Origin of the sequence: Janthinobacterium sp. PSRC1-1 (genome assembly GCF_049897525.1) — a bacterium.
Taxonomy (GTDB): Bacteria; Pseudomonadota; Gammaproteobacteria; order Burkholderiales; family Burkholderiaceae_D; genus Janthinobacterium; species Janthinobacterium tructae.
On record NZ_JAFCWK010000012.1, the window covers coordinates 136,153 to 152,450 of the forward strand.

At 55.5% G+C, this 16,298-nt stretch carries 16 protein-coding genes and 1 pseudogene; 5 read left to right on the forward strand and 12 right to left on the reverse strand.

The features are described from left to right. Positions 1-391 precede the first annotated feature (391 nt). The 4 genes from ACP7DW_RS22900 (at position 392) to ACP7DW_RS22915 (ending at position 5,332) form a co-directional block, all read left to right on the forward strand. Entirely contained in the window at positions 392-808 is a 417-nt protein-coding gene (locus tag ACP7DW_RS22900; protein ID WP_139174899.1) for a hypothetical protein, read from the forward strand. A 101-nt stretch (positions 809-909) separates the two neighbouring features. Beyond that, positions 910-1,248: a plasmid fertility inhibition factor family protein gene (locus tag ACP7DW_RS22905; protein WP_426056788.1), complete on the forward strand. Its 339-nt coding sequence runs from the start codon at positions 910-912 to the stop codon at positions 1,246-1,248. 430 nt (positions 1,249-1,678) lie between these two features. Further along, the gene (locus ACP7DW_RS22910; RefSeq protein ID WP_071080518.1) at positions 1,679-3,544 is read left to right on the forward strand and encodes a DUF4209 domain-containing protein; all 1,866 of its coding nucleotides are present in this window, start codon (positions 1,679-1,681) and stop codon (positions 3,542-3,544) included. Further along, entirely contained in the window at positions 3,545-5,332 is a 1,788-nt protein-coding gene (locus tag ACP7DW_RS22915; protein ID WP_071080516.1) for a site-specific integrase, read from the forward strand. A gap of 111 nt (positions 5,333-5,443) precedes the next feature. On the opposite strand, the gene ACP7DW_RS22920 is transcribed toward ACP7DW_RS22915, so the two are convergent. The 12 genes and pseudogenes from ACP7DW_RS22920 to ACP7DW_RS22975 form a co-directional block, all read right to left on the reverse strand. Continuing rightward, positions 5,444-6,127 carry a hypothetical protein gene (locus ACP7DW_RS22920; protein ID WP_139174895.1) on the reverse strand — a complete coding sequence of 228 codons (684 nt, stop codon included), beginning with the start codon at positions 6,125-6,127 and terminating at the stop codon, positions 5,444-5,446. After that, positions 6,114-7,235, reverse strand: a complete 1,122-nt coding sequence (locus ACP7DW_RS22925) for a hypothetical protein (protein WP_071080515.1) — start codon at positions 7,233-7,235, stop codon at positions 6,114-6,116. Before ACP7DW_RS22925 ends, ACP7DW_RS22920 begins: the two co-directional genes overlap by 14 nt. After that, on the reverse strand, positions 7,235-8,299 hold the full coding sequence (locus ACP7DW_RS22930; protein ID WP_071080513.1) for a hypothetical protein: 1,065 nt from the start codon (positions 8,297-8,299) through the stop codon (positions 7,235-7,237). Before ACP7DW_RS22930 ends, ACP7DW_RS22925 begins: the two co-directional genes overlap by 1 nt. Before the next feature lie 305 nt (positions 8,300-8,604). Then, a complete protein-coding gene (locus ACP7DW_RS22935; RefSeq protein ID WP_071080511.1) occupies positions 8,605-8,817 on the reverse strand; it encodes a hypothetical protein in 213 nt (70 codons plus the stop codon). Between the two features lie 991 nt (positions 8,818-9,808). Beyond that, positions 9,809-10,375, reverse strand: a pseudogene (locus ACP7DW_RS22940) (recombinase family protein). A 143-nt stretch (positions 10,376-10,518) separates the two neighbouring features. Beyond that, the gene (locus ACP7DW_RS22945) at positions 10,519-10,953 is read right to left on the reverse strand and encodes an EamA family transporter (RefSeq protein ID WP_071080509.1); all 435 of its coding nucleotides are present in this window, start codon (positions 10,951-10,953) and stop codon (positions 10,519-10,521) included. An 8-nt stretch (positions 10,954-10,961) separates the two neighbouring features. Further along, positions 10,962-12,323, reverse strand: coding sequence for a sensor histidine kinase (locus ACP7DW_RS22950; protein WP_426056792.1), 1,362 nt, complete (start codon positions 12,321-12,323; stop codon positions 10,962-10,964). After that, positions 12,299-12,964 carry a response regulator gene (locus ACP7DW_RS22955; protein ID WP_071080506.1) on the reverse strand — a complete coding sequence of 222 codons (666 nt, stop codon included), beginning with the start codon at positions 12,962-12,964 and terminating at the stop codon, positions 12,299-12,301. Before ACP7DW_RS22955 ends, ACP7DW_RS22950 begins: the two co-directional genes overlap by 25 nt. Positions 12,965-12,989: 25 nt before the next feature. Then, positions 12,990-13,748 carry a COG4705 family protein gene (locus ACP7DW_RS22960; RefSeq protein WP_071080505.1) on the reverse strand — a complete coding sequence of 253 codons (759 nt, stop codon included), beginning with the start codon at positions 13,746-13,748 and terminating at the stop codon, positions 12,990-12,992. Positions 13,749-13,767: 19 nt separating this feature from the next. Beyond that, the gene (locus ACP7DW_RS22965) at positions 13,768-14,220 is read right to left on the reverse strand and encodes a hypothetical protein (RefSeq protein ID WP_071080503.1); all 453 of its coding nucleotides are present in this window, start codon (positions 14,218-14,220) and stop codon (positions 13,768-13,770) included. Between the two features lie 28 nt (positions 14,221-14,248). Continuing rightward, positions 14,249-15,031 (reverse strand): COG4705 family protein, encoded by a 783-nt coding sequence (locus ACP7DW_RS22970; protein WP_071080502.1) that lies wholly within the window; start codon positions 15,029-15,031, stop codon positions 14,249-14,251. A 278-nt stretch (positions 15,032-15,309) separates the two neighbouring features. Beyond that, complete coding sequence (locus tag ACP7DW_RS22975) at positions 15,310-15,645, reverse strand: PepSY domain-containing protein (protein ID WP_071080500.1); 336 nt, start codon at positions 15,643-15,645, stop codon at positions 15,310-15,312. A gap of 198 nt (positions 15,646-15,843) precedes the next feature. Here ACP7DW_RS22975 and ACP7DW_RS22980 point away from each other — a divergent pair, with 198 nt between their 5' ends. Continuing rightward, positions 15,844-16,239 carry a hypothetical protein gene (locus tag ACP7DW_RS22980; protein WP_139174893.1) on the forward strand — a complete coding sequence of 132 codons (396 nt, stop codon included), beginning with the start codon at positions 15,844-15,846 and terminating at the stop codon, positions 16,237-16,239. The last annotated feature ends 59 nt before the right edge of the window (positions 16,240-16,298 follow it).

A 16,298-nucleotide genomic window follows, 5' to 3' on the forward strand; every position in this document is an offset into this window, starting at 1 on the left:
GTGCTGCATTCAGAGTGAGAACCGTTGAGGCTCTTTTTCTAGTGTACCACCGCATGTTTCCTCACGTCCTCGGAAAAGCCGGCGGCGCACGATCGCCGCGCCGCCGCGTCCAATGTTTGCTGCACTGTACGTAACCGATCATTTTCGTACCCATCGAAAGAAAATGCTGAATTTAATCTATATCAAAAAAATAACATACGCTTTTAATTTAAGTACTGCGAACCAAGTGTATATTTACGGAGTAAGCGTGGCGTCAGTACAGTATGAACGCCGACACGTTCACCAGCGATGATCGGATTTTGGCGCAGCATTTATGTGCAAAACTCAGATCATGAACTGATCCGGAAGGGCGTTAATTCCTAAAGTGAACTATTCTTGCAGAGGATATTGTATGAATAAGCCCGTATTTGAAGTTACCACCGCAGTCACCGTGAACCAAGTGAGGAAAGAAAAACTTGACATCAGTCAAGGCAAAGGCATATCGCCTGCATTGCAAAAAGGATGGGGGCTAGCTCTAGTAAATCGAACGCCGCTCGTGTTTGTGATGGTGAGGACGAAAAATAATCAAGGCGAGTGGGGGAAGTGGTGGGACATCCCTAGTATTCCGCATAACTGCGATCTTGATAGCTACAGCGCGTGTGTAAAAGCCGGAAAATTCACTGTTTTCTTTGGAACAGAATGCACTTCGCCGGCGTTTAGCTTCCAAATTGCGGATCAACCTGACTCACAGAACATGGCTCACGTGTTCGAGTGGGTGGCTAAGCCGGACTGCACCTACGCCGGTGGAGCATTTGGTGTTGATCCTTAACTTTTCTAGAACTTCCTATGCGTCCTCGGGGTCGCATTGCCCCCGAGTTCCGCTAATAGCAGGCAACTAGGCTTAGCGTTTCGCTGCGACTGAAATGAGGGATGAGAAGGCCACCATATAATCGTCGTAGCGCCCTAGTGGTTTCACGTACACACCCGGTGCCGCTGGCCACCGTCAGCTGTGAGCTGCGACGCTTGGAAACGCCGGTGTGGCGTCGCTGGTTGCTGTGGAAGGTGCTGGTGCGCGTCGACGTGACCGAGCACCCGGTCCTCTCGTACACCGACGGGGTCACCCGCACCATCTGGCTGCTGACTCACGGCGTGAAGGAGATGCCGGTCAAATGCGCGATGGCCGACGCGGCACGGTTGCAGGCGCTGGCCGGCGTGGATGGCGGCCAGCCGGTAGCCGTCGGTACATTGTTCAAGCAAAAAATGGATTGAAACCGTTAGTTCGATCAGCGGCGGGGAAGTGGCGGCGGACCTGGCACCTGCAGAAGGCTATAGCACCGGGCGGGAAGTGCCGGCATGTCGGGCAGATACCGGGGGGGGGAACGATAGCGCGGGGACAAGCCGGCGGTGGATGGCCAGCGGCAGAGGAGGGCGCTCGTCGCCAAAGGCGGACGGGGCGAGCACCAGGTCGGGGTCCACCATACCGCCCCGGCGCTCGGCAAGCCGCTGTAGAACGTAAAACAACGTATCGCATGCGCCTGCCCTTCCGTGATAATCCATATTATCACGGAAGGATTATTGCTCTTTTTGCGCGTGAAACGGGTATGATGGCCGGGTAAACCCCCCATTTTGATGAGGCCACCCATTACACACCATGCCGGGCGCCGTCCCACGGTCCCGGTCGCCCAGGAGCAACGCCGCCATGACTACTACCCCTTCCACATCGTCCGAGCCGCCGCTCACGGCCGACGACCTGGCCAGTTGCGGCTATCAGCAGGCCTTCGCGCGCGATCCTGAGCCTTGGTACCTTGGGATGTCGACGGAACTGAACCTGGAGATCGGCACGGCGCAACGGGAGGGGCATTGCACCCGTGAGCGCGCGCTGATTCTGCTCGCCAGGATCTGCTCGCTGCAGCTGGAACCGGACAACAAGAGGGCGCCATTTATGCCGGAGTGGAAAGCGCCTGACGGCCGATGTGGATTCATGCCTGAAGACCTGACATCTGACGAGATCGCAACCTTGTCGTGGTTCGCCGAGGGTGTGGAGAACACCCTGTTAAAGGCGCGCGTAGCCGATATCGTCTGGCTGCGTGAGCGGCGCCGCGGCATCGCGTTTGCCCACATGGCCATCGACACCTACTGCCAGCTTCCGCTAGACGGCGACAGCTGGTTGCTATCGGGGCGAGACGGATGGCGGCGCGCGCTGCAGCTGGCGCGTGCCATTCGCGATGCCGGGCGCGTGGCGTCTATCGAGGCCAGCTTGTTGCACGCATTTCGCGATGCCGTCGCTGCACCTGATCGTATTGCTTTGTCGTATCTCGGTCCAATGTGGGCGGAAGATGCCGGGCGCGCCCACGCGGAGGACATTGGTGAGCGCTTGGCGGCGCAGGCCGAAGCCCGACAGCGGGAGGGCCAGCATGCCGATGCACTGGAATATGCCGAAGCGGCGGCACGGTGGTTCACGCGAGCGCCCGCCGGTGCCTCGCGCGAAGCTGCCATGCTGGTCCTGGTCGGCCAAATCATGGCGGCGATCGGCGACGCCGCCGGCGCCGCGATCACTCGAAAATATTGGTATGCGAAAGCGATCGAGATGTATCGCGCAGTGCCGGGCGCGTACCGGGAAGAGCATCAGGTTCATACGATGATTGCTGCAGTGCGCGCGCAGCAGGATGCGGCCGGGCGTGAGGCCCTGAACGAAATGGAATCGTTCGAGCATGTAATCGACCTGTCGCCTTTTGCCGCAAAGGCCCGGGATCGGGTGCAAGGCCGGTCGCCATTCGGCGCGCTATGGGCACTGACCCGGATTCATGCGCTACCGAACCGTGCACAGTTGATTGCGGCAGCTGAGTGGCCACTGCCAACAGGGCGTATCAGCAGACTGTTCGATTCGGTGGTACTGGCCAATGACGGCCGGGCCGTCGCCCGGCGGCAGGGTTCCGGTGTGGATCGTGCGGCTCGCGATGCCCAGGTGCTGGCCGAGGCCACTCAGGCATGCCATTTGCTGTGTACCACCACGGTAATCGGTATGATACTGCCGGCACTGGAGACCATGTGGCGGGAAATGCATGTTGACCTCGGAACGTTCGAGGCGCTGGCCAGCAGGGCACCGCTGGTGCCAAACGAGCGCGCTGCGCTGGTCGCCCAGGGGCTGCACGCTGGCTGGTGTGGTGATTTCGTACAGGCGGTGCATATTCTCGTGCCGCAGTTCGAACATATCGTCCGCATGAAGCTGAAAGCCGCCGGCGCGCTGACCACGACCCATGACGCGGCTGGTCTTGATACCGAGATTGGCCTGTCCAATCTGATCGAGCGTCCTGAAATGCGTGATGCATTCGATGTTGACCTGACCTTTACGATACGCGCGCTGATGTGCGATCCGGCAGGACCGAATCTGCGCAATATGGTGGCCCACGGCTTGGCCGACGAGAGCCTGGTCAAGGGACCATATGGCATCTATCTCTGGTGGCTGGTGCTGCGCCTAGTGCTGGAGCAGTGCGCCGCAATGGAGCGCCCGGCCGGAACCGCTGATTCAACGGCCACCGACCACTCGGCGAACGCAGGCGAATAAATGGCGCAAAATACCCAGGTCGTGATCCCGCCGATCGCCTACAACCGGACCGATTACACGGCACTGCGCGCTTTCGTTCAAAAAGTGCCTATTCAACGTATCGCCGACCTGTACTACCAAGACGATAGCCCTCAGGTGCAACAGGGACTCGAACGATTCCTGATCCACATGCGCGACGAGCTGGTTGAACGCGCGATCGGACATAATCCGGCGTTCGCGGACATCCTTCAAAATGCACGCCGCGGCGGCACGATCTCTGTCAAGGCGCTCGCCATCTTGGTACAGGCGGCGGACCTGCCGGAACCGGTCCCCATGCCGGATGACGCGATTGGCCGATGGTTCCGGCCGCGGCTGACAGCCGCGCTGCGCGGTGAGGACGTGCGCACGCTCGGCGAACTGATGGCGATGATGCGGGTGCGCGGGCCGGCCTGGTGGCGGGCGGTCCCGCGCGTCGGGTTCGGCCGCGCCGAAGTGCTGGCGCGCTGGCTGCAACGCCATGCCGAAACGCTTGGCGCCATTGATACGGATACGCGCGCGCTTGTAATGCGCAACGATCTACCTGTGCTTGATGCTGCCAATGACACGCTGCCACCCCTTGGGACATTCACGCTTCCCGCGCTTTACGACGGCAGCCGTGGCATCAATCGCGCCGAGCGGTTTTGCTTCATCAGCGCCACCAACGACCTGGAGGCGATCGAGTGCTACCTTGCGCGGTATGAGGGGCAGCCGCATACGCTGCGCGCGTACCGGCGCGAGCTGGAGCGCCTCGTGCTGTGGAGCGCGCTGATCGCCTGCAAGCCGATCTCGTCGTTGCTAGTCGATGAATGCCAGGCCTATGTGCGGTTCCTGGCCATGCCGGCGGCGAGCTTCTGCGGTCCGCGCGCGCCGCGCACCAGCCGTCGTTGGCGTCCGTTCTCCGACCTGGCGATGTCGTCGGCCTCACAGAAGCAGACGGTGCAAATCCTCCGCGCCGCGTTCGAGTATCTGGCGCGCGTGCGCTACCTGGGTGGCAATCCCTGGCTGGCGGTCAAAGATCCTGTCGTCAATATCGAGACCGACCCGATCCAGGTGGAGAAGGCGTTGACGGCCGAGGCCTGGGAAGTCTTGATCGCGGCGCTTGAGCGACGTGCGCAGCAAGCCGACGGCGGGCGGGACCGGATCGCCCTTGCGATGCTGCTGCTGATGGGCGATTCGGGTTTGCGCCGCGCGGAAGCCGTATCGGCCCGCCGCAACTCGCTCACACCCAGTCGGCATGTGCCAGGCATATGGATGCTGAAGGTGCTGGGCAAAGGGCGGAAGAAGCGAGTGTTGCCCGTCAGTCCCCGCACCATTGACGCGCTGCGCGCGCACTGGGCTGATCTGGGTGCGGATTTTGACCAGGCCGGCGCTGATCGCCCGCTGTTATCGCCCTTGGTCATACCAGCCACGCCGGCAGCGCTGGCACGCCATGGTGATGGAACGGCGGGCCACCGTGGGTACACGGCAGGAGCGCTGTACGATGTTGTCACAGGGGCCTTGCGGCGCGTGCACGACGGCCTGCAGGCCCTGGGTGCCGAAGCGGAACTGTCACCAGAGGACATGTTTTCCCTGATCGAGGCCACGCCGCACGCCTTCCGGCACACGTTCGGCATGTTGGCGGTGGAGGGCGGTGTGGAACTGTACGTGGTGCAAGAAATCCTCGGCCACGCCAGCGCGGGTACCACGGCGGTGTATGTTAGGGCGCGCGAGAAGCGTCTGGCGGAGGCTGCAGGCATGCTTTATCGAAACGACCTTGTACCAATTAAATGAAAGGGGAGGTGGCACGCCGCTGTCGATGAATAATAAAGTCGGGTCTTGCCATGTAGCTCATCTGCCAGCCATTTCTCAGATCGCATCTGGGGCATCACAATCGATCGCAGGCTAAAGTCCAGCACTCAAGACCAACTCATCAAGGGCACTGAGATCTTCCCATTGCGATTCATCAAAACGAAGAGTTCCCCGGCGTCCTATATCAAACTGGACAGTACTCGCATGCGGAGTTCCGACTTGAATCGTAGCTCGTTCTAAACGCCCTGATACAAGTTTGGCCTCGAAATCGCTTATGGCGTCGCGCTCGGATGCGATCTGCACTTTGCATGTACTTTCGTTCGTAAGGGGAACATCGAAGTAGACTGCCTGGATAACTTTCACTCCTTTTGAGCCGAGATTACTTCGCGCCAATTTAATAAATTCACAAATATCTACGTTCAACTCGCCAACAGCGCAGTCCCCATTTAGAGCCCGGTTCAACGCACTCAAGAAATTTCGCAAAGAACGTGGGGGAGAGTGGATGCACAGCACGTGCCGTGAGCTATTCTTGAGTATCCTGAAGTCAAAACGAGTGTATCGGACATATGTGGTCGCCACATGTTCGCCAAACGGGTTCTGCGAGGTCTCAGTTATGGTTTCTTGTTGAACAAAACGAGCGACAATCTTTCGCCGGGCAACATCTATTAATTCGAAACCGAATAAGGAACTCTCGCTGAAGCTATGTTCGCTTAGAAGCTGCGCAAGGTTCGCTGTTGTGTAATCAGTGAAAATTTCGAGCCATTTAAGCCGTATCATTTTTCCCTCGTGCGTTTTCGAGAAGTTGACGTACCGCTGCACGCGCAGCAGACTCGATCAGTTTACCTACCTCGCGATCACCTTCAGTGCCGAACTGCTTTCGACTCTTGCTGTGTTCGCCATTTTCTTGATATTCATAGTAACCGCGGACGAGATAGGAAAAGTTCGTACAAAATCCAGGTTCGCCGAATTGCGCTTCGAACTCGACAATATCGGAGTCGAACGCTCCCTTTTCGCGGCACTGCCAAACTATTTTCGATACATAAAAACCCTGGGAAAAGAACCCGCGAAGTTGAGGCGACTCCAGCACATTACCTCCCTTCATACTCGCGCTCTTGATGTGAATCCCAAGATCTATTTCTTCGTCACCCGCAATTTCTGAACTGTCTTCTTCATTCGCTATGGCAGTGCCCGTGCGCCTCTTGTCCGGGTTAAACAAATATAAATCGGTCACATCGCTCCGTTGGTAGCCTGGAATGCCATCGATCAGTGCGCGGAAAAACTGAATCCTGTCCTTGCTTGATGGAACGCTTTTGAGATCGATGCGTTCAGTCTCGACATCCACCTTAAGGACGTTTGTAAGATAGTCAACCAGCCCATCAGAGACTTCATCGACTTTTTCGTTCTGAGGCCCCCGGAGGACGAGTGTTCCGCCTTCCTGCTCGATAGTTATGACAGCTTCCTTATTCTCGACTTGTCGGAACTCACTTTTGTTAAAGTGCAGTTGTTTATACCTGACGTTAATTTGCACTGTTCCATCGGGATTTACGGTCACAGTCGCGGCGTCGTTCTGATCGATAAGGGTGGCCACCACAGCATGTGCCGCTGCCTCAATGTCCTGCAGATTTGCCTCTCCTGTAATGCGCGTCGGGGCCATACGCTCACGGCGTTTGGGCGACTCGAAAATACGTGCGAGTGTTTCGAAATCATCGTAGTCATGAGACAGGCGTGCAAAATGCATTGCAAGCTGCCTACGAGGCGTCCCCGTAGCAATCACCATCCCGTGCCGGAGAAACAATTCCCTAAGATCGGACGCCGTCACAGAGCTTTGATTGATCGCATCGAAGAGCGCTTTGTCACTCGCACTGTAGATTGATCCCGATGCCATTATTGATCCCATCCCAATTTAGTCAATGAAAACGATTGCTTTTGAATGTCCAGAACTTCAAAACTAATGGCGTCCAGCTTTGATTGAATGTAATCATCGAACCCCCAATCATGTACAAACGCCTTTATTGCTCGCCTATAGTGACTTTTGATAGCAGGGTCAGGATTGTGATGTGCAACTCGAATACGAATTTGCTTTTCCCCGTCTAACAGCTGGCAGCTAGAGAGCACGTCGAAAAGATACATGAACTCGGAGTGCGTTTTCCCAGGACGGTTGTAGTAGACGACAGCCCCTTCTCCAAACGTTTGACTGCTTTCTCCGGAGGTCTCGTCGCGCGTAACCACAGCATCATGAGAAACGATGAAATACGGTCCGCTCAACGCTTCAATGGTTGCCGGCCGATGCTGCCGCTCCAGTCTAACTTTGTGAAGTTTTTGGTCTGGATAATAAAAGAAGTAATTTGCCCTGGGAAATGTTCCGTCCATATGCATCGCATTGACATCGTTGAGGATGGTCTGCATGTAGGCGATAGTCCGCGGCTGGATAATATGTATTAGCTGGCCGGGTTCAAGCGGAATTCCTCCGACGTCTGATGACGCGTCCTCCACACTTGGCGGTTTTCGTTTTGATGGAGCAAAATAGCGCTCGAATCCGTCGTCGAAATCTGCGTCGTGGTTGTAGACGAAGAGTAGTCCTCTAATTTCATCCGACTCCTCCACGTCGTACCTAACCTTCCATACACTACTTGCGCGTGCGCAATCGATTGTCTGGGCTAGCGACCGCAGGGCGGATCGGACATTCGGTCCAGTAATGGAGCTTTTAGCGTAGCTCTTGAGGTCGGTATTAAAGAGAATCCGGCGGTTTAGGTAGGGGTCACGGTAGAAAAAGACTACGTCCGTCGGATGCGTGTGCTTCTGTTTTTTGTTAGCCCGCGCGTGCTTATCCGTTTTCAAGCAGTCGAAGTTTCGATCCTTCAAGGGAAATCGCTCCCAGCGGAACCACTTCAGCAATTTATTTGAAACTTGCGCTGCTATTTCAGCTGTAGGTCCAGTTTCACCGCCCATTCAAAAGCCCTCTCACGTCCGCTAAATTGATCCATAGCATAGGGTAATAATTTCCAAATAGCAAAGCAAGTTTAATTATGAGCAAGTGAGCGGTTCGAACGATGTGACGAAGGCACGATTTTTTGCCATCCGTCTGATTTCGAATTCCCCGATTGGAAAATTAGCAGCCGCATTCGCTGCAGATATTGCCTGCAACAACATGCTTGGGTACGCCGGCCGCGCCTGCCTACTCAATCTTGTAGCGGTACGGAATGAGCTGTACTGTCAATAGCGGACACTCTTGACAGTACAGCTCAAACTTCCCTTCAACCTCCGAAAAGGCTTTTTCCCAGGATAGGCCAAATGTCCCAGGTGTAGATGGGATGGACTTGAAGTGCAGCGGCAGTAAGCAGCTGTCTGCCAATTTCAGACGCAACGAATTGCTCCGTCAAGTCCTTAAAAGCCTTGTACCAGTTCAGCAGGGCGGGCGCATTTGCCAGGGCAATTGCGAGCGCGGATGGTTTCGATTTGTGCGTCATAGACTTCTCCTAAAGGTTAAAAAATGGGCCATACGCTTATTACAGCTACTGGTTTTATATTTCTTCGCCGTCCGCCCTCGGCTTGATCACTTGGCCGGCGTCGCACACGACTACCTGTGCGGTTGCGCAGGCTGCGTACAACTCAAAACTACTGTCACGACTTGCTGTCCGTGCAAGCTCTCAACACATCATGCTGAACAATCGACCTGCATTCCTCTGGTGGGTTTTCCATGTGTTAAATCCCTGGCCGATGTCAATGGCGCAGTAATCCAAGCACTGGTGCCGGAGTCAAGCGTGAACCTGGCGGCTAAAACAGTCGTCTGGCTTGTCTAGCACCGGGATTTATTCCCAGCGGCTAAATCAGCGCACTGAGGTCAAAAGATTGGTCAATGGGAAGGAAGTAAAGCGAAGTGGAAGCAAGCCAATGAAAGCGATGTACCCGGCAGGTACGATCACTGGCTGTTCATCCAATAGTGGGGGGTAAAGACACTGCGGTAATACGATGGGAATGCCTTGCGGCTGCTTGTGCTTTAATGGCAGACTCTAATGGCGCCTATCTCTGTCTATAGTGTGGGTTAGACGTTGAGTTCTCTCTAACATGCGACTTCTGCCGGAGCAGGCTGCTGCTTGTCCTGTTAGTGTCCCAAAAGGTGCTGAACGCCCTTTTCTGCAATCTAGTCATGATTACTAGACTATTCACGATGAACCCGTTACTAAAGATCAAGGGGATCCTCAAGGATGGTCTTGATGACCCACTGGACAGCACCGAAGAGATTGAGTGGTCGCGAAGCATGGAGTGCCATTACGATGAGTGCCCAATGCGGCTATCCGAGCTCAACTGGGCAGTGTTACACTTTTTGGGGGATGCACACATATCGCCTGCGCCGTCGCCATCAACACTTGGTTCGGGACGAGTTGTGCGTTCTGGTGTGCGGGGCATTTTTTCGCTGAGGTATCCGGGGTTTTAGGTGCAGTGGAACGAAAAACCGGGTTAAGGAGTTGGCGTCACCTTCAAGCACTGATACAGGGTTTCCCGACTGATGCCGAACTCACGCGCAAGCGTTGATTTCTGCTCGCCGGCACCGGCACGGCGACGCAGATCGATAACCTAGTTGTCCACCAACGCTTTCTTGCGACCTCGGTAGACGCCGCGCTGCTTGGCCAATGCGATCCCTTCGCGCTGCCGCTCGCCGATCAAGGCCCGCTCGAGCTCCGCGAACGCTCCCATGACCGACAGCAGCAGGTTCGCCATCGGCGAGTCTTCGCCGGTGAAGCTCAGGCATTCCTTGACGAACTCGATTCGTATCCCGCGCTTGGTCAACGTCTGCACCAGCCGGCGGAGATCGTCCAGGTTGCGCGCCAGACGATCCATGCTATGCACGACTACCGTGTCGCCTTCGCGGGCGAACGAAAGCAAGGCGTCAAGCTGCGTGCGCTGGGTGTCCTTGCCCGAGGCCTTGTCGTTGAACAGCTTGTCAACTTGAACCTGATCGAGCTGACGCTCTGGATTCTGGTCGAAACTGCTGACCCGGATATAACCGATGCGTTGACCTCGCAAATGTGCCTCCTTAACAAGATGTGTCAGGAAAGACTCTATGACCGTTCAATGTATATGTCAGGTAATTGCAATACCAACCCTATCCTGACGGCTTGCGCTGGGGTCGTCTGACATCAGGTTAGGGTATAGCTCAATCTGACGCATCAACGCTTGAAGGCCAACAAGAGAACGCCACCGGCGACCATCGCTATACCCGACCACTCGCGCAGCGATGGTCGCTCTCCCAAGAACGTGAACGCGAACACCGCCACTAGAACAAGGCTGAGCTTGTCTACCGGCGCGACCTTGGATGCATCTCCTATCTTGAGTGCCCGGAAGTAACATACCCAAGATGCGCCAGTGGCTAGGCCGGACAACCCAAGGAACAACCAGGTCTTCGACGAAAGCTCGAAGGGGTTGGACCACTTGCCCGTGTAAGCCACGAACACCGACAGTACGACCATAATGATTGCCGTTCGGATTAATGTGGCCAGATCAGAATCGACGTTCTGAATGCCGATCTTGGCAAAAATGGCAGTCAGTGCCGCAAAAACGGCGGACAGAATTGCCCAATAGAACCAGCCGGTTGATGTCACCATACATTTCCTTAAAGTGGTTTAGCCAGCGGCACGAGCACACAGACACAAAGACCGGAATGCCTCACTTCGTCTGAGAACCCCAGCTGAATCTCAGCGCCAATCCGGTCCGCGACTGCCTTGACGATGGAAAGGCCCAGACCTGACCCGACTTGATCGCTCCCAAGAGTGCGATAGAACGGGTCAAACACCCGCTCCCGTTCGGCGACTTGAATACCTGGCCCTGAGTCTTTGATTCTCAGTATTGCATGACCTTCCTCCGTGGTGACAGAAAGATCTACCTTGCCTCCATCCGGCGTGTAGCGAATGGCGTTATCGACCAAATTCTTGACTACGGCAATTACATCCAGTTCGTTCACCCAGAGTTGGGCGTCTTGCTCTCCTTCCACGCCAATGTCGATGTGCTTGTCCTCAGCCAGAGGCATGAGGTCTTCCAGCACGCGGCGATAGATCTGCTTCACCGATACAGACGACTTGGGTCGGTCGAGCGCAGCCTGAGCTTTGGCCAAGGTGAGAAGCTGATCCAGTAGATTCCGTCCGCGCTCTATACCTCGACGCAGTGTAATGAGACGTTCACGCGCGAGGTCAGACATATCCGCCTGATCCAGTCGCTCCGCTTGCAGCGACAAGGCTGTCAACGGGGACCGAAGCTCATGCGCCGCATCCGCGACAAACCGGCGCTGGCTTTCCATTGATTGCTCAACGCGGGCAAGTAGACGGTTGATCGCCACCACAAACGGGCGCACTTCAGCAGGAAGATGCTTTTCTTCGATTGGGTGCAACTCCTGTTCGGCGCGTTGGTCGATTTCCACCGACAAAGAAGCGATCGGTCGGAACATTTTGCGCACAAGATCAGCTACGATCAAAAGCAGGATTGGAACCAAAATCAGTAACGGCATTAAGGTACGCAAGGCGCTGTCGCGCGCAATTTCATCTCTAACGCCGGTTTCTTGCGCCACGCTGAGTCGCCTGCCGTTGGACGTTGTTTTAACCAACACACGGAACGGCTCGCCATTGACTTCAATGGTATGCAGACCATCGCGTAGCGTGATTGGTAGTGGCAGCGGTGCTCTCTCCGCTCCTTTTTCGGCCGCCTTGCTGTCATCTACTAAATATTGGACGATAACGCGGGATTCTTCATCGCTGTCTTTGGCACGTCCGTTGTCTCCAAGATGTACAGGCGGTAGGTGTTGTCGATCAAACAGCGCCGCAACCTGGTGCAGCATGTCGTCTTGCAACTCGTGGGCTTCGTCGAATGCTGATAGGAAAGAAAATATGCCTGCTACCAATGCGATGAGCAAAATGGCCAGCGACAGCGAAAACGACAGCTTGAACTGGACTGACTCGTTCAAGCGTTTTTTGAAACCATCCATCCTACCCCCCTGACATTTTTGATGATTTCGCCACCCAGCTTGCGCCGCAGTGCATGGATCAGGAATTCGACGGCGTTGCTTTCCACCTCGTCACCCCATCCGTAGATACGATCTTCCAGATCACTGCGGGAAAGAATTGCACCGGGACGTGCCAGCAAGGCTTGCAACAAGGAGAACTCACGGTTGGATAGTTGCACAGGTGCACTATCGGTGACTGCAGCCTCTCGCGTGGCCGGATCGAGCGAGACAACACCGTTGCTTAGCAGAGGTGTTGCGCTTCCTCCTTTGCGTCGTAGCACGGCGCGCATGCGGGCTAGTAGTTCGGCCATTTCAAAGGGCTTGAGCACATAGTCATCGGCCCCGCCATCCAAACCGCGCAGTCGATCGTCAAGGCCGTCACGGGCGGTGATGATGAGCAGTGGAACGGGGTTGTCCTTGGCGCGGATGTTGGACAACACCTCCAGCCCATCCTTGCCGGGCAGTCCAAGGTCGAGTAGCACCAGGTCATAGTGCTGACAACCCAGTGTCGTAAGAGCAGTTTGACCGTTTTTTACCCAGTCGGCCGCATAGGAGGCGTCTTTTAGCGCCCCTTGGATAGCTTCACCAATCATGGTGTCGTCTTCGACCAGCAATACTCGCATTATTTCTCCTACTGATACCGATAATTCAATGCGCCGTTCTGGCAGCCCTTTGCTTGAATAGCAAAATGCTAGCCAAAATGAAGGCGAATAGTGCTGCTGATGCTGAGTAACGACTCAGGGCCAGACCGCCTGCACTGAGCGGCTTATCCAGAAAATCCCCCACTACGGCTCCGAGAGGGCGGGTCAAAATGAATGCTGCCCAAAAAAGCACGGTCCGCGACACATTTGTCCAATAGTAAGCTGCAACGACTAGGGCCAACAACGCGCTGAACACTATGGCGGCGCCGGTGTAGCCCAAGCCTGCTGAATCCGCTGTCCAATCGCCCAGTGCCGTTCCCAGGGTCTGAGAAAACATGATAGTTACCCAATAGAACATCTCGGCCTTCGGTGAGCTGACCGTGCTGACCGAAACTGAGCCTAGCGTTCGATGCCATATAGACAGGGAACCGAACAATAAAGCTATAAGCAAGGTAGAGCCACCAGCATACCCAATACCGAGGGATCGGTCTGCAAAATCAGCCAGCGTCGTGCCGACTGTGGTAGTTGCAATGATAGTGGTCCAGTAAAGAAAGGGCTGAAAGGTCTTGGCCTTAATTTGCGCAAAGACCGCCGCCAGAAATATGACTGAGAAAATAGCCGTACCAATCAAGTAGCCCAAATTCATTGACATCGAAACAGCATCTCCACCTGTTTCGCCGAGCGTGGTGGCTGCAATCTTGATGATCCAGAAAGCGAGCGTCACTTCTGGGACTTTGCCTAGTGCTTTTTCTGTTGAAATATTCACATCAATTCCTTTTTGCTAGTTAGGGCTTGGCTTGGAGGGAATCAAAAATGGTCGACAGGTCAGCTAAAGCCTTTTTGCAGTCAATTTGACTGGGCGCATCTGCACGTAGGGCGCCAAGGGCGCGGTCAATGGCTTTGTCGAGCATATGCCAGTCAGCCGCTGCACGTGGCTTCAAGCCTGCTTCCGCCGAGTCCCATGCGACCTCCAACTCCTTGATCCGCGTTTTAGCAGCTGGCAGATCGCCTTTATCGACGTTGGCCACAACCTCTGCGGCGATGGTTCGAAACGCTGACAGATTCCCCAGCTTGGATGCAGTCTTTGCCTGCGGTGCAGAAGTAGCCTGACTTGTTTTAAATGAAACAGGGCCTGCCGTACCGGTGCTGGTGGACTTTGAGCAGCCATTAGCAAGGGCCAAGAGGGCGATGGCAGATAGAGTGGCAACGGAGTGAGTCATCGAATGCAAATGGCGCATGTTTTTTCCTTGAGTTATTAGATAGACTTTATTCGACGGCTTGTGTATTCATGCGATTGCCAACGCTAAACTGCGCGACGACCACCAGTATCACGATCACGGTCAGGAATAGAGCACTGGTCCACATGGCACCCATGCCGAGGCCCCCATAGGCCTTGGCCTGCGTCAGCAGGTCGCCAAGTGCGGCACCGAAGGGGCGAGTCAGGATGTAGCCTATCCAGAAGGTCAGAACGGCGTTGCCGCCCATTCGCCATACCGCATAGGTGATAGCGATCAATATGCCGAATGACATCGCCCCCCATGTGAAGCCCAGACCGAGCGCTTCGGTCGCCAAGTCACCTGCCGCCGTACCCAGTGCAAACGTGCAGAGGATGGCAGACCAGTAAAACAACTCCCTGCGCCGTGTGAAAATTTCATGGATGGACAAAGTACGTTCCACCCAAAACCAAACCGCAAAAATCCCTGCCAGCGCCACGGCAAATGCTGACGTGCTGACATACAGGCTCACGCCTAGTCCATCGGTGAGCAGGTCAGTAATCAGGGTACCAACTACACTGACCAGAACAACTGTGAGCCAGTAAATCCAGGGTGTGTAGCGGCGCGTGCGTAACTGCATGAATAGGGCAATAGCCAACAGTGCACCCATTATTGCGTGGGTTACGCCTTGGCCGAAGCCTGCGTTGACGGCCAGAAAGTCGGCTCCGGTTTCTCCGACCGTCGTGGACATAATCTTGATGATCCAGAACGTGAGGGTAACGTCGGGGACTTTGTTTAGCCAATTTGATGTGGGATGTGTAGCCAGCGCATTCATAGAGTTATCTCCGTCCAAAGCGTATGGGTTTTGATACAAGTATTGCCAGACAAACTTAGCTCAGTCATAGATGCAATCATTTACGTATCCACCGAACCCGATGATGGCCGGTAGCCCTCAAATGGCATACTCAGCGAAAAAGGTGGCTAAGGTTAGCAGCAGCGTGCTTGGGTGTTCTGGGGCATTCGGCTAGAGAAATAGTGCGTAATTGCAGTCTCCGATAGCATCCCCGTGGTCGGATCTCCACACGGGGATGCCCCGATCGTACTGGCGTGTAGTCAGTCTTGTTTGTCGTGATCGTCATCGCGATCCGCTTTGTCTTCAGCGGACGAAATGACCGTGCCCTTGTCAGCGTCGACCTTGACATCAAAGACCTTGGCCCCACTGACGACTTCCACGTCATAGACCCATCCTTGCTTCGAGTTCTCATACTCGGCGCGTGTAGCCTTGCCGTTGGCGTGTTGCTCGGCAGTGGTGACAGCTTGTGCAAGCGGGATTTTGGCCTTTGTAATGGCCATTGCTTCGTTTTCCATACCACCTTGGGCACCATAGGCGACGGTGCCCGCAGTGGTTATGGTGGCAACCAGTAGGGAAAGTTTGCTGTAGCGATGCATAGTGCTTCTCCAAAAAGAACGCAGGTATTTGCGCAATGGAGAGACTACGTACGCTGACTTAGCTGGCACTGAGTCGCTCTAAAATAGCTTAGGGTGATTATTTCCCATCTTCTGGGACGCTTCCTTAATACTTTTGGTGAACTTTTTCACCGATAAGTAGGCCTCGCAAAGTCGTCGCAGGCGTGATACATTCGCGGCATGCGCAAGTCACTCTCCCATTACCTCGCTTTTTTTCTGTTCGTCATGTTCATGACGAATAGTGGCGCATGGACGGGGAGCAGCGTTCGCCTGGCACATGAGATGGCGCATATCGGCCAACTTGACCAGGATGCCGGTGAGCATGAGCACGCTCACCTGGGCCACAGCGACGACGGCGATCATGATAATCGCAACAATGAGGTGCCCAGCAAGTCCGGACACCAGGCCTTGCACGCCGTCGACCACCTTCAGTTTTTCCCGGATACCGCCTTCGGTGGTTTTTCCATGCTGGCTGCGGACGCCAATGTCCCGCCGCAATTTGTCACCCTGCGTTTGCCGCTGCCGTCGTACGACCCACCGTTCCGCCCGCCTTGTAGCGACGCGCTGACAGCCTAACTCCGTCTGCAAGACGGGGAGCCTGCGCTCCCCATCCAGCATCTGCCGGAGTAGACGCG